Genomic DNA, 14,025 nt, shown 5'->3' with positions numbered 1-14,025 from the left:
AAGCAGCAAAGTCTTCAGTAGAATGAAGCTATGCGCGTAAGCTCTGGAGAGAGTGCAAATGACAAAAGAATGGACGCCGAACTCTTGGAGAGCAAGGCCAATTAAACAAGTGCCGGTTTATCCGGATCAAACTGTATTAGCAGATGTTGAACAAAAGCTACGGAGTTATCCTCCTTTGGTGTTTGCGGGTGAAGCACGTGATTTGAAAAATGAATTAGCCGCTGTTACACAAGGTCAGGCTTTTTTATTACAAGGAGGAGATTGTGCAGAAAGCTTTGCAGAACATGAAGCTGATAATATTCGTGATTTTTTTCGTGTCTTTTTACAAATGGCAATCGTTTTAACTTTTGGCAGCTTTAAACCTGTTGTCAAAATCGGTCGTATTGCAGGTCAGTTTGCAAAGCCACGCTCTTCAGACGTAGAAAGTAAAGAAGGGGTCGAGCTTCCTTCTTATCGAGGGGATATTATTAATGGTATTGAATTTAAGGTAGACTCTCGTATTCCTGATCCGCAACGGATGTCTATGGCTTATCGCCAATCTGCCGCGACACTTAATCTACTGCGTGCTTTTTCACAAGGAGGGTATGCTAATTTAGAAAATGTTCATGCGTGGATGTTGAGTTTCGTCTCTAAAAGCCCTCAAGGAGAACGTTATGAATTGTTAGCAGAGCGTATTTCTGAAGCGATTGATTTTATGCGTTCTATAGGGATTACTTCTAAAACAAATTCTTCATTACGTGAGACATCTTTTTATACTAGTCATGAAGCTCTTTTGCTCGGCTATGAAGAAGCTTTAACACGAATTGATTCAACTTCTGGGGATTGGTATGCAACATCTGGCCATATGTTATGGATTGGTGATCGTACACGTCAGATTGATCATGCCCACGTTGAATATTGTCGCGGTATTAAAAATCCACTTGGATTAAAATGTGGTCCTTCACTTGAGCCTGATGAGCTTTTAAGGTTAATTGATATTTTAAACCCTAAAAATGAATTAGGGCGGTTAACGCTTATTACGCGTTTTGGTTATGATAAGGTGCAGCATTATCTGCCCAAATTAATTCGTGCCGTTGAACGTGAGAAGCGTGAGGTGGCATGGTCGTGTGATCCAATGCATGGTAATACAGTGACTGTCAACGGCTATAAAACGCGCCCCTTTGATTATGTTTTAAAGGAAGTAGAGAATTTTTTTGCAGTGCATGATGGGGAGGGAACTTATCCAGGAGGCATTCATATTGAAATGACAGGTCGTGATGTAACTGAGTGTACAGGTGGAGCACATGCTATTTCTGTAGAAGATTTATCTGATCGCTATCATACACAATGTGATCCGCGATTAAATGCAGATCAAGCGTTAGAATTGGCGTTTCTTGTCGCTGAACTTCTTAAAAAAAATCGTCATACTGATTCAATAGCTTTTGCTGCAAACAGTTAGATAAAAAGTTGCGTCGTGTTTTTTATTTTTATGACTTATAGAAAAACAGATTCTTTTGGGAAAGGAATATTTTTGATGATTTAAACAGTATTATGATCATCAAATAAATGAAATGATACAAAGGCTTATGAAAAATGATTTTCGGGTGGCAGTTGCCCAATTAAATCCTGTCGTCGGTGATATTGAGGGAAATCTTTCTCTTGCTATAGTGGCGCATCAGCAGGCGAAGGAAGAGGGGGCGGCTCTTGTTTTATTCACGGAGCTTTTTATCAGTGCTTATCCACCGGAAGATCTTGTTCTTAAACCATCATTTATTAAAACATGCGAAGATGCTGTTAAAGAATTAGCTAAGATAACAAAAGAGGGACCTGGAATTATTATTGGTCTTCCACTAAGGCATGATGGTAACATTTATAATGGTGTTGTGTTCCTTGATGAAGGACGGATTGTTTTTGAAAGCTTGAAGTTTGATTTACCTAATTATGCTGAATTTGACGAAAAGAGACTATTTTCCCCAGGCCCTCGTCCTGAGCCGTTTCTCTATCATGGAATAAGATTAGGAATAGTGATTTGCGAAGATATTTGGAATGATTTTTTTCTTTGTGCGGAACTTGCCAATAAAGGAGCTGAAATTATTTTTGTCCTTAATGGATCTCCCTATCAACGTGGTAAAACACTAAAACGAATAGAAGTTATGCGTAAGCAAGTTCTTCAATCCGGCATACCGATTATTTATGCTAATCAAGTTGGTGGCCAAGATGAGTTAGTTTTTGATGGGGGATCTTTTGCATTAAATGGACAAGGCAAAATTGTATTTCAAATGAAACATTTTGAAAACCATATTGCTGTAACTCATTGGCAACGAAAGGCGTCTGGGTGGCAATGTGTTTCTGGTCCAAATGAAAATCTTCTCGATGGATTAGCTGCTGATTATCAAGCTTGTGTTTTGGGTTTGAGAGATTACGTTAATAAAAATCGCTTTAAGGATATTGTTCTTGGTCTTTCAGGAGGAATTGATTCAGCTCTTTGTACAGCAATCGCAGTGGATGCTCTTGGTGCTGAAAGAGTTCGCACTGTAATGATGCCCTATCATTATACTTCACAAGAATCGTTACAAGATGCCAAAGAGTGTACAGATTTTTTAGGATGTCGTTATGAGGTATTACCAATTATACAACCTGTTGAAGCTTTTTTGAATATAATGACCCCCGTTTTTTTAGGCTTACCATCTGATGTGACAGAAGAAAATCTTCAAAGTCGTATACGCGGCACTGTTTTGATGGCGCTTTCAAATAAATTTGGTTCAATGGTGGTAACAACAGGCAATAAGTCGGAAATGGCTGTGGGATATGCAACACTTTATGGTGATATGAATGGGGGGTTTAATCCTCTTAAAGACATTTATAAAACACAGGTCTATGCATTGGCACAGTGGCGCAATAAAAACCACTTGCCAAATTTAAGGGGACCAGAGGGAATTGTAATTCCTTCTCGTATTATAGAAAAGCCACCTTCCGCAGAGCTTCGAGAGAATCAAAAAGATGAAGATTCTCTTCCTCCTTATTCTATCTTAGATGATATCTTGCGATCTCTTGTGGAAGATGACATGAGTGTTTGTGATATTGTTAAACGTGGGTATTCACGCGAAACGGTTGAGAAAATTGAAGATCTTCTCTATAGTGCAGAATACAAAAGGCGACAATCAGCACCTGGTGTAAAGATCAGTTACAAGAACTTTGGACGTGATCGTCGTTATCCTATTATCAATCGTTTTCGCGATAAGAATTGAGTGTTGTTTTTATGGTAAGAGTTCGTTTTGCACCTTCTCCAACAGGTTATATTCACATTGGCAATATCCGTAGTGCCCTCTTCAACTGGCTTTATGCACAAGCGCAGAATGGAACATTTATTTTGCGCTATGATGATACGGATGTTGAACGTTCTAAACAGGAATATATTGATGCTATCGCCGTTGATCTTGAGTGGCTTAATATTCAACCGGATGAGATTTATTATCAATCTAAACGGTTTCCTCGATATGATGAAATTGCAAAAACTCTCAAACAAAGAGGTCTTCTTTATCCCTGTTATGAGACAGCAGAAGAATTAGATCGGCGTCGAAAAATCCAGCTTTCTCGTAAATTGCCCCCTGTGTATGATCGTTCTGCATTGAAATTAACAGCTGAGGATAAAAAACTATTTGAATCACAAGGTCGTAAACCTCATTGGCGTTTTCTTCTTCCCAATTTTGAAAATAGTCCTTTACAAACAAAGCGAACAGAAATTTGCTGGAATGATGCGGTAAAAGGAAGGCAGACAATTGATTTGGCATCTCTTTCAGATCCTGTTCTCATTCGTGAAGATGGAAGTTATCTTTATACGTTGCCATCTGTCGTTGATGATATAGACATGGCCATTACACACATTATCCGTGGCGATGATCACATTACTAATACAGGTGTTCAGATTGCTCTTTTTAAAGCTCTTAGTGCAGAATTACCAATCTTTGGCCATTTCAATTTATTGACAACAGTTTTAGGAAAAGGACTATCTAAGCGGAACAATGATCTTTCTATTCGCTCTTTACGAGAGGAAGGATTTGAATCTATAGTTATTCAATGTTTTGCGGTTTTGATTGGAACATCGCAAAATGTGCATCCCTATCCTCATCAAGCAGCGCTTTTAAAACATTTTAGCCTACAAGACACATCAAGATCCGTTGCAAAATTTGATACTGCTGATCTTGTTTCTTTAAATCGTCATCTTGTCCATGAATTAACTTATGCAGAAGTTAAAACACGCCTTGAAAATCTTTCTATTAATGGAGAAAAGGCGGAATATTTTTGGAATGCGATAAGAAGCAATATTGATAAAGTGAATGACGTTAGCTTGTGGTGGGAAATTATTCATGATGATAAGCATTTTGATACAGTGTCGGTTGAGGATCGTGCCTTCGTTCATCAGTCACTGGATTTCTTGCCTGAAGGTACATTAAATGACGAAAGTTGGAAAGTTTGGACGAAAGCATTAAAAGAAAAAACGGGTCGCAGTGGAAAAGCTTTGTTTATGCCCTTACGTCAGGCACTTACTGGAATGGATCATGGTCCTGAAATGGGAAAAATTTTGCCACTTTTAGGACGCGAAAAAGTCATTAAAAGACTTACTCTTCAAAGCGAATAAGAGAAGTACTTCTAAACATGTTATTCTCAAAAAGATAAACTCTCCGTTTAATCACGGATTTTTATGAGCATGAATGCTGGGATATCATCACCAAATCCAAGGGAGGTGTTATGCTTACTTTTTTGAGGACGATGTTGTTCACATGGTTTGACTTTATTATTTACGGTTTGAACATAAGATTCTTTATCTTCTTTTAAGGATTTTTTCTTCTGAACTATATGTTCCTTTTGAGCCGTTTTCTTTGACGATTTTGCAGGTTTTTTCTTTAAAACGCCATCATCTTGTTTATCATCGGTTATTAAAGTAGAGAGATCTCCATTGAGCCATTCAATCTTTTCGCTACTCATCTCTTCAATGGCACTAATATATTTTTGATCCGCGTTTGTGACGATGGTAAAAGCTTTTCCGCTACGGTTTGCACGTCCTGTACGACCAATTCGATGGATATAATCTTCAGCATGTGTGGGAACATCGTAATTGAAAACATGGCTTACAGCTGGAATATCGAGTCCACGAGCGGCAACATCAGAAGCAACAAGAAGTTTAAGCTTATTATTTTTAAAATCGGTTAGTGTGTTTGTACGCGAATATTGATCCATATCTCCATGTAGTGCGCCTACACTAAAATTATGCCTTACAAGCGATCTAAAAAGTTCTGAGATATCTCTTTTTCTGTTGCAAAAAATAATCGCATTTTTAAGTTCATCGCCTTCATTGTAGATAAGTTCTCGTAAAATCGCTCTTTTATTCCATGATTTGTTTCCAGATTTGACGAGCCTTTGTGTAATTGTACTCGCTGTTGAAGATGCTTTTGTCACTTCAACGGACACAGGAGCATGTAAAAACTGTTTTGTTAGTTTGCTGATTTCTGGCGCCATTGTTGCAGAGAAGAACAAAGTTTGACGTGTAAAGGGAGTTACTTTACAGATGCGTTCAATATCAGGAATAAAACCCATATCCAACATGCGATCAGCTTCATCAATAACAAGAATTTCAACTCCCATGAGAAGCAATTTACCACGTTCAAAATGATCAAGAAGACGTCCTGGTGTTGCTATAAGAACATCGGCACCACGTTCAAGCTTACGATCTTGCTGTTCAAAAGAGACGCCACCAATTAATAATGCAACATTTAAACGATGATTTATCCCGTATTTATCAAAATTCTCTTCAACTTGAGCAGCAAGTTCCCTTGTTGGTTCTAATATGAGAGTACGAGGCATTCGTGCTCTTGCACGGCCTTCTTCAAGCAGTGTGAGCATAGGCAAAACAAAAGAGGCTGTTTTTCCCGTTCCGGTCTGGGCGATTCCTAAAACATCTTTTCTTTGCAGTACATGGGGAATCGTTTCACTCTGAATAGGTGTTGGAACTGTATATCCCACTGTTTTTATGGCTTTAATAACCTTTGTGGAAAGACCTAAATCATCAAAACTGTTTAAAGGCGGTATCATTTTTTCTATCAATTGCTCTGCGATTTCAATTTCGCTATCGAATTATTCGTAAAAACTTAATTTACACTCTTCTGGAGGATTAAGAGGCCTTCACAAAAAAGTCAACTATAACAGCCATATACACATAGAAAGCATAATACAATCATTAATAGCGAAATTGTTCTGATAAAATACGTTCATCCCATGAATGATTAGAATCAAAAAGGATTGAAGCTGTTACTTCTGTCATCGTAAAAATAGTAACGGAATGGACAGATTTAACTTCAACATTATCAGCTGCAGCATTCACAGGACGTTTATCAGTTTCAAGCATATCAAAGCGTACTTTCGCAGTATTGGGAAGCAATGCACCATGCCAACGCCGTGGGCGAAAGGGACTGACGGGAGTAAGTGCCATGAGTGGAGCCATGAGTGGCAAAATAGACCCTTGTGCTGATAGATTATACGCGGTAGACCCCGCAGGTGTGGCAACAAGAATACCGTCACAGATTAATTGTTCCATGCGCACATTTTCATCAATGCTAATGCGAATTTTTGCTGCTTGATAAGATTGACGAAAAAGAGAAACCTCATTGATTGCTAGTGCCTCAATAATCCCCTGACATTCAGCTTCTGCAATCATGCGTAAGGGATGGATTTCCTTTTTATGCGCGGCTGCAATACGATTTGGCAATTTCTTTTCATGAAATTCATTCATAAGAAATCCTACAGAACCTTGATTCATACCATAAATAGGCTTTCCGGTGCTCATAACATCCCGTACTGTCTGTAACATTGTTCCATCACCACCGATTGCAATAACAACATCAGCTTCTTCTAAAGAAGAATTACCGTAAACAGAAATTAATTTATCAGTAGCTTTGAGGGCTTCCTCAGTTTCTGCAGAAATGAAATGAAAGCGATTTGGTAACGTAATCATTAAGAATTATCCTGATATTCACAGTTTATTTTTTAGCCTATTTAGGAGAAGTTTTGAAGCTGTATCATAAAAAAACGTTTTTGGAAGGAAAAGCATTATGTACGAAAACTAATTTGTTTAAGCTAATATATCATGGCAGGATAGGATAAAAAGATTGTATTATGATACATAATAATAGCTGCATATTAAAAAAAGAATAAGAATTCATCATTGCAGCTGAGAGTATGATCAGTTAAAAGACCATTATTCAATTGTAAGCACCCGTAGCTCAGCTGGATAGAGCGCTGCCCTCCGAAGGCAGAGGTCACAGATTCGAATTCTGTCGGGTGCGCCAAACTTTTTCGTTTTATTTTGTATTGTTTTGTAAAGATATGATCTGCGATGGAATAAAGCTGCTTTTATTGACGCAGATAAAGGGGCCGGATGTGTTATAAAAGAGTTTATCACTTACAATCACTTTTTCTTGTTATTTTAGAAATGGATTGAAACTTAATAACTGTTGTTTCTTATATTCCTCTTTTTTCTGTAAACAGAGTGAAAACCTTTTTCATTGTATAAATTTTTTTTTGCATAACTGGTTTTCTTTTCTCAGTTTGTGCTATTTAGAGAATATTGTAACATTTCTGCGTAATAAAATATTGAATCATTAAAGTTGTTGTAGAACTTTATTATGAAGAAAAATTATTTTATGTAATGCTAATATTTATGCTTTTTACACGAGTATTGGCATTTTTAGAACCTTGCGTAGATTTGCAAAATGTCTCTTTTAAAATAAGTATCATGCTGATGGTTCTTTAATAAAATTAAATTTTATTTAAGTTATAGTTTATTATAATGAACATATCATTTGTATTATGTATAAATGTAGTAAGATTTTTCTATTGACATTTTACAATGGCTAAATTTACTAATTTTTTTATATTTATGGGGGAATTGTGATATGAAAGATACAAACATATTCTTCAAATAACAAAAAAGCAAATCTCAGCTAGTGCTAAAAAAGCAGATATCAAGGATTTTTCCAAGAAATCAACGAGAGATGATTGATATTATTGTTTATCAATAAAAAAGAATGAGCAGAATTTATTTACATGAGTGGTTTGAATTCTTCTCAAAGAGTATCTACAGCGTTTTCATTTTATAGATAAAGAACAACGCTGTTAAGTATTATATTTTAAATAAACAAGAAAGAAAATTATGACTATCGTATTAAAACCGAGTGAGGTAACACTTAGCGAACTTGAGGCTGTTTATTTTAATGGTGAAGTAAGCAAACTTCACAGCGATACACACCTATCTATTGAAAAAGGAGCAGAGCGTATTGCAGAAATTTCTGCTGGAAGTGATCCTGTTTATGGCATCAATACTGGTTTTGGCAAATTGGCTTCGGTTAAAATTAATGCAAGCGATGTAGCCACTTTACAAAGAAACCTTATTTTATCGCACTGTTGTGGTGTAGGGGAACCTTTAGCTGAAAATATTGTACGTTTGATAATGACTTTAAAGCTTCTTTCTTTGGGGAGAGGAGCTTCAGGTGTTCGTTTAAAGTTAGTACATTTACTAGAAAATATGCTTACAAGAGGTGTAATTCCTGTCATTCCTGAAAAGGGATCTGTTGGTGCATCTGGTGATCTTGCTCCCCTTGCTCATATGGCTGCTGTTATGATGGGAGAAGGAGAAGCATTTTTTCAAAATATTCGCATGAGTGGAGGGAAGGCTTTAGAAAAAGCAGGACTATCTTCTATTGTTTTAGAGGCAAAAGAAGGTTTAGCTCTTATTAATGGTACCCAAACATCAACAGCGCTCGCTCTTGCTGGTCTTTTCCGTAGTTATCGGGCATTGTGTGGTGGGCTTCTTGCTGGAGCATTGACAACAGATGCTATCATGGGATCAACAGCACCATTTCATCCTGATATACACAGTTTACGAGGCCATTATGGACAGATTGCTGTATCACAAACATTGGAAAAGCTTTTAAAGGGTTCAGAAATTCGAGCAGCACATTTACGTGATGATGAACGTGTACAGGATCCTTACTGTATACGTTGCCAACCACAAGTTATGGGGGCATGTTTTGATGTTCTTATCGCAGCAGCCAAAACACTTATTATTGAAGCAAATGCTGTTACAGATAATCCATTGATTTTAAGTGATGGTACAGTAATATCGGGTGGAAACTTTCATGCTGAACCTGTAGCATTTGCTGCTGATCAGATCGCGCTTGCTTTATGTGAAATAGGATCCATTTGCCAAAGACGTATTGCTCTTATGGTTGATCCAGCAATTTCTTACGGGCTTCCAGCTTTTTTAGCACAAAATGCTGGTCTTCATTCAGGTTTTATGATTGCTGAAGTAACTGCTGCTGCTTTAATGTCTGAAAATAAACAGATGGCACATCCTGCCTCTGTTGATTCAACACCAACATCGGCAAATCAAGAAGATCACGTTTCAATGGCGTGCCATGGTGCGCGTCGGTTATTAGCAATGAGTGAAAACCTTTTTATTATTATTGGCATTGAAATGCTTGTTGCAGCGCAAGGAATTGAATACCGTGCACCTTTAAAAACAAGTTCTTTCTTGCAATCTGTTATGGAGCATCTACGTAAAAATATTGACTCTCTTAGAGAAGATCGTTACATGGCTACAGATCTTCATAAAGCACATATGCTTGTGCGTGAGGGGCAATTATTATCTCTTTTACCAGAAACAATTTTTCCTCCATTGTATCCCTAATGATATTATTTTAAAATCAATGAGGAAAGAAATTTTATCTTAGCTTTCCCCATTACAACATTTATGGAATTTGGTGACATTTTGCATAATTAAATAAATGCACAAACTCACTTAATTTATTGATACGTATTGTCGAGGGTATCAAATTATCTTTTTAGCGTTATGTTTTTGTAATGTTATATTATCAATATAAGCTTATGAGAGCTATTACTTTTGTTTTCCTAATAGACTGACTTTTTAGAATATTCTAGAGAAATTTAACAATTATAGATTATATTTTTTCCTTATGGAAATATATTATGATATGTTTTATTAAGTAAAATTAACAGTTTTATTAGCTATTCTGCTTTTTTTAGATGTTTTTATGAATCTACCAATTGTTTTTTTGTATTTTATATTACAATAAAGGACAAAAAAATGCGCAAAAACAATATATTATGTATTATAATAACTGCTATTTTTTGTTTTTCACAAACTATAGAGGTTAATGCAAAACTTTGGGCATGTAGATCTCAAGAAAGTATTTTCGTTACCATGGATACACAAAAGAAAAATATTCTGGTTCAGGGGACAGATAGCGCGTTCACTACTACTTCAGATCAAAGTGCTCAAGAAGATAATAAATTTACTATAAGAGAAAAAGTTAAAACAATTACTTTTGCTACAATAGCTGCTTTTCTTGGAGTATTTGCATTGAAGACGATTACAGTTTTAAAGAAATGGGTGGATCTTAGATTTTCGCAAGCTTTTTATAATTGGCAATCTTCACTTTTCAATGAGTAAGCTACTTTTACATTGGTATTAGAAGTTGTTTTACGTTATCATGAATTATTTATTGCTGTTATCAATGGATAAGAAAGAGTTTTCTTAAAATAACAAAAAAGTTTAACATACTCACACTTCAATGGGATGGTATGAATTTTAGAGATTCTATTTCAGTATACTGAAGAGAAGGGGGGAGTGGATATTATAATAAATCTCGGTTTTCTATAAAAAATAGAAAATACGAAACGAATTAATGACAATTGTAAAAAAATTCATTATCACGTTATCTCAATAAAATGATACACAATTGTAAGTTATAAAAAGCTTGAATCATTCGTAATGAAAGTATTCTTCATTGGCTAAGACGAAGTGTCTGGCGGGCCAGTATTCTATGCTTTTAGAAATATATTTGTGAAAGAAATATGAAGCTTTATTTATCACAGGGCTGGTGCTTGCAGTGCGAATTTTATCAAATTCAACAAAGAAGGAAAAAAATGTCAACAAATGAATTGAAACGGGGCATGAACAAGCGTCAAGTTATTTTTTTAGCTCTTGGATCAGCTATTGGTACGGGGCTTTTTTACGGATCTGCACAAGCGATTAAGCTTGCCGGTCCAAGTGTTTTAATTGCCTATTGTATTGCTGGTTTAGCTATTTTTATGGTTATGCGAGCTCTTGGTGAGATGATTATTTATAATCCAATGCCCGGTTCTTTTGCCCGTTATGCCGCGAATTACATATCACCCTTGGCTGGTTTTTTAACGGGATGGACATATGTATTTGAGATGATCCTTGTTGGTTTAGCTGATATTACAGCTTTTGCGACTTATATGGGTTTTTGGTATCCTCATGTTGCGCCTTGGATATGGGCACTTAGCATTACATTGATCATTACAGGAATTAATTTAGCGGCCGTAGAAGTATATGGTGAATTAGAGTTTTGGCTATCGTCCATTAAAATTATCGCGATCATTGCAATGATTGTTTTAGGAATAGCAATAATTTTATTTGGTTGGAATACAGATATAAATTCTTCTGCTGTTAGTATTCACAATTTATGGAAAAATGGTGGTATTTTTCCCAATGGTTGGTTTGGTTTTTTGGCTTGTTTTAGTGTTGTTATCTTTGCTTTTGGTGGTATAGAAATCATAGGGATGGCAGTAATGGAAGTACAAGATCCCCATAAAACAATCTCGAAGGCAATTAATTCTACTCCAATTCGTGTTTTGCTTTTTTATATTATGACTTTAGCTATTCTGATGTCCCTTTATCCTTGGAATAAAATTGGTCTTATGGATAGTCCTTTTGTTTCAATTTTTGAAAATCTTGGGATTTCATATGCAGCGAATATTTTGAACATTGTTATTGTTACAGCGGCTATTTCAGCAATGAATAGTGGAATGTATGGTGCTTGTCGCATGATACATGGATTATCGCAAGAAGGTTATGCTTTAAAAAAATTTCAACATTTGTCAAGAAACGGTATACCAATTCTTGTTATTTTGCTGATTTTTATCATTTTCCTTCTTGGTGTTGTTCTTAATTATTTTTACCACGAAGGTCTCTTTTTTCTTATTGCAGCGATGGCAACATTTGCAACAGTTTTTGTTTGGATGATGATTTTACTTTCGCAAATTTTTATGCGGTTTAAAATGTCTAAAGAAGCACAATGTGGTTTGAAGTTTCCAATTCCATTGTGGCCGATAGGGTCAGTGTGTTCTGTTTTATTTATGATTTTTATCTTTATTCTATTATGGTTTTTCGATGATACGCGACCAGTTTTGATTGTGGGTGTTAGTTGGATTATTGGGCTTGTTATTTGTTTCTATGTACTTAAAATTTACAATCTAAAGAAAAAGCAAGGTAAATTAAAATACGAGCAAGGATTAAATTAAAAAAACGAATTGAAATTTCAAAGGAGAAAAATATTTTCTAATCGCACTTCAGAAATTAAGGGAATATTAGAGAGCTTCATGGACATTTTACTGAGATAAGCAATACTCGAATATAGTATACCAAGTCTTCATAAGAAGAACTTAGAAAATAGAAACCTAAGAATCAATGCACGTTGTTTCCAAAGAAAAGAATTTTTTCATTTATCATCCTATAGTGCTATCGTCTTTCAATGCAGTATTTAAAAATGCTTAAGTAGCTCTTTTGTAAAAAATATTCGAAACAATATAAATAATACACTTTTCAGTTTTATTGCTAATGATCATTAATAATTTCCGCCTTCTTTTATTATTTGTGTAGGATTATTTGTTTACCCTATCATTCAATTCAGCTCTAGATTGTTTTGGAAAACTAGGATAAAGAATTAATAGGCTTACAAGCTTTATCGATTGCAAATAAATTTATTAAAAGAGGGGAAAAAATGAAGAAATTTTTAAAATTATTGGGCACCATGGCTCTCTTAAATACAGCGGGATGCATTAATCAACCACCTCCATCAACGCTGGCATTATGGGAAAAACCAGGTGTTGATAGAGTTATGATCCAACAAGCCTTATCAAAATGTGGCTGGAAACCAGTTTATGCTTCTTCTGAAAATATGGATTCACGTATGAGTGAATTTGCATCAATTTATGAGTGCATGTCCAAAGCAGGTTATCGCTACAAGTTGCAGGATTCAAAGGGGATTTATTTTGTACAAGCTCCACGAAGTGACTCACTTTTAACTAATCTCATGATAGCAGGATATCAGCAGTTTATGGACAATGATCGCTTTGGTGTGTCTAATGCAACGAAACAGGAACGCGCTTTGTTAACGCATTTTGAGAATGAAAGAAAACATCAAAAGACAAAAAAAATTATACAAAAGCAATCTTCAACATCACATACATCTTTTAAAAAATAGCTGGATCAAAAGCACTATATCGAAGAAAGCTACAAAATAACGCTCTTCCTAAAATAGAGAAAAGTTTTAGAAGGCTAAAAAATTGCTTTGATTGGGTGAATAGCATATGGGAGAGTGTGATAATATAATAATATCAATTAGTTAAATAAAGTTTCTCCTGTTAATATGCTGTCTGATTTTGTTAATGTTATGATTACTTTTCAATTTGGCAAGAAGAAACCCGTTAATTCTAATCTCGAGAAGTTTTATCAAGGAAGAGGCGTGTTAGGTAAAAATTGCTTGGTACGACTATTTAAGCTATTGGTGAGAATGTGTTGTTAAATTTTTTGATACGCCCGAAAGTTTGTTTTATTTATCCCCTCCTTATTTTGTGAAGAAAAAGTATTATAGCTCCGGAGACTTTGATAAAAATGATTTTATAACCACAGCAGAAATTCTCAAAGGTGTCCAAAGAAAATTTGTCTTGAGTTTGAATGATTGTGATGCTGTAAGAGAAATTTTTAAAGATTTTAACTTTTTAGAATTAGAGATCCTTTGGACAGCCGGTACGGCAAAAAAGACCCCTCGAAAAGAAGTGCTGATTCGCAATAATTGAAGAAAATTTTGAAAAGATTTGTTAGAATCAGCAGAAATATTTCTTCTCTAACAGGGCTTTTTAAATGGTTACATCTTTTGGCAAAAT

The 14,025-nt window shown here is 35.5% G+C and carries 10 protein-coding genes and 1 tRNA gene; 9 read left to right on the top strand and 2 right to left on the bottom strand.

Going from position 1 to position 14,025, the window contains the following annotated elements:
• Positions 1-58 precede the first annotated feature (58 nt).
• The 3 genes from ABD917_RS03100 (at position 59) to gltX (ending at position 4,618) form a co-directional block, all read left to right on the top strand.
• Positions 59-1,438, top strand: a complete 1,380-nt coding sequence (locus tag ABD917_RS03100; protein WP_345118642.1) for a class II 3-deoxy-7-phosphoheptulonate synthase — start codon at positions 59-61, stop codon at positions 1,436-1,438.
• Positions 1,439-1,565: 127 nt separating this feature from the next.
• Positions 1,566-3,227, top strand: coding sequence for an NAD+ synthase (locus ABD917_RS03095; protein ID WP_345118641.1), 1,662 nt, complete (start codon positions 1,566-1,568; stop codon positions 3,225-3,227).
• An 11-nt stretch (positions 3,228-3,238) separates the two neighbouring features.
• Positions 3,239-4,618, top strand: coding sequence for a glutamate--tRNA ligase (gltX, locus tag ABD917_RS03090; protein WP_345118640.1), 1,380 nt, complete (start codon positions 3,239-3,241; stop codon positions 4,616-4,618).
• A gap of 47 nt (positions 4,619-4,665) precedes the next feature.
• Here the strand turns inward: gltX and ABD917_RS03085 are convergent, their stop codons facing one another.
• Complete coding sequence (locus ABD917_RS03085; RefSeq protein WP_345118639.1) at positions 4,666-6,069, bottom strand: DEAD/DEAH box helicase; 1,404 nt, start codon at positions 6,067-6,069, stop codon at positions 4,666-4,668.
• 145 nt (positions 6,070-6,214) lie between these two features.
• On the bottom strand, positions 6,215-6,988 hold the full coding sequence (locus ABD917_RS03080) for an NAD kinase (protein WP_345118638.1): 774 nt from the start codon (positions 6,986-6,988) through the stop codon (positions 6,215-6,217).
• A 257-nt stretch (positions 6,989-7,245) separates the two neighbouring features.
• On the opposite strand from ABD917_RS03080, the gene ABD917_RS03075 reads away from it, so the two are divergent.
• The 6 genes from ABD917_RS03075 (at position 7,246) to ABD917_RS03050 (ending at position 13,938) form a co-directional block, all read left to right on the top strand.
• Positions 7,246-7,322, top strand: a tRNA-Arg gene (locus ABD917_RS03075).
• 863 nt (positions 7,323-8,185) lie between these two features.
• Positions 8,186-9,721, top strand: coding sequence for a histidine ammonia-lyase (gene hutH, locus ABD917_RS03070; RefSeq protein ID WP_345118637.1), 1,536 nt, complete (start codon positions 8,186-8,188; stop codon positions 9,719-9,721).
• 417 nt (positions 9,722-10,138) lie between these two features.
• Positions 10,139-10,504 carry a hypothetical protein gene (locus ABD917_RS03065; protein WP_345118636.1) on the top strand — a complete coding sequence of 122 codons (366 nt, stop codon included), beginning with the start codon at positions 10,139-10,141 and terminating at the stop codon, positions 10,502-10,504.
• A gap of 476 nt (positions 10,505-10,980) precedes the next feature.
• Positions 10,981-12,381, top strand: coding sequence for an amino acid permease (locus ABD917_RS03060; RefSeq protein ID WP_345118635.1), 1,401 nt, complete (start codon positions 10,981-10,983; stop codon positions 12,379-12,381).
• A gap of 479 nt (positions 12,382-12,860) precedes the next feature.
• Positions 12,861-13,343, top strand: a complete 483-nt coding sequence (locus ABD917_RS03055) for a hypothetical protein (RefSeq protein WP_345118634.1) — start codon at positions 12,861-12,863, stop codon at positions 13,341-13,343.
• 370 nt (positions 13,344-13,713) lie between these two features.
• A complete protein-coding gene (locus ABD917_RS03050) occupies positions 13,714-13,938 on the top strand; it encodes a hypothetical protein (RefSeq protein ID WP_345118791.1) in 225 nt (74 codons plus the stop codon).
• Positions 13,939-14,025 lie beyond the last annotated feature (87 nt).

It is taken from the genome of Bartonella pachyuromydis (genome assembly GCF_039543065.1).
GTDB lineage: Bacteria > Pseudomonadota > Alphaproteobacteria > Rhizobiales > Rhizobiaceae > Bartonella > Bartonella pachyuromydis.
This window is presented reverse-complemented; position numbering and strand designations above follow the sequence as displayed.